Here is a 562-nt window from a genome sequence, read left to right as displayed (position 1 = left end):
ATGTGCTAAACCGCGTCGTTATTAGACCAATTCTCAAAAAGACTCCGTATGAGATATGGAACGGTCGCAAACCAAATGTTAAGTACTTTCGTGCTTTTGGTTGCACCTGTTTTGTTCTAAATAATGGTAAGAATAATCTTGGTAAGTTTGATGCTAAAGCCGATGAGGCTATTTTTCTTGGTTATTCTACTTCAAGTAAAGCGTTTCGTGTTTTCAACAAAAGAACACTAGTCATAGAAGAGTCTATGCATGTGACTTTTGATGAGACACATTCTATCACTAATGATGATGATGATATAGCATTGGAAAAATTGGATATAAATGATAAAGTCAAAGCAAAAGATGATTCGACATCTATTGATCCAAAGAAGGATTTTCCAACTCCAGAGAAGCTTTAAGATATTCCCAAAGAATGGAAGTATGCCAGAAATAATCCTCAAGAACTCATCATTGGTAGCCCTAATGAAGGTAGAAAACTTCGGTCCTCTATGCATCATATGAACCATAGTGCATTCATATCTCAGTTAGAACCTAAGTCTATTGAGGAGGCTAAAAATGATGA

Annotated in this window: 1 protein-coding gene; it reads left to right on the top strand. The window is 35.8% G+C overall.

What is annotated here, in order from left to right; translation table 11 throughout:
• Positions 1–398: hypothetical protein (locus ACFIJS_RS09315; RefSeq protein WP_375651350.1), on the top strand; the 398-nt coding region annotated here is incomplete at its 5' end.
• Positions 399–562: the final 164 nt, after the last annotated feature.

The organism is Bartonella sp. OT172YNZD (assembly GCF_042193725.1).
Lineage (GTDB): Bacteria > Pseudomonadota > Alphaproteobacteria > Rhizobiales > Rhizobiaceae > Bartonella > Bartonella grahamii_A.
The sequence above is the reverse complement of the archived record's forward strand: the minus strand, read 5'-3'. Positions and strand labels throughout refer to the sequence as shown.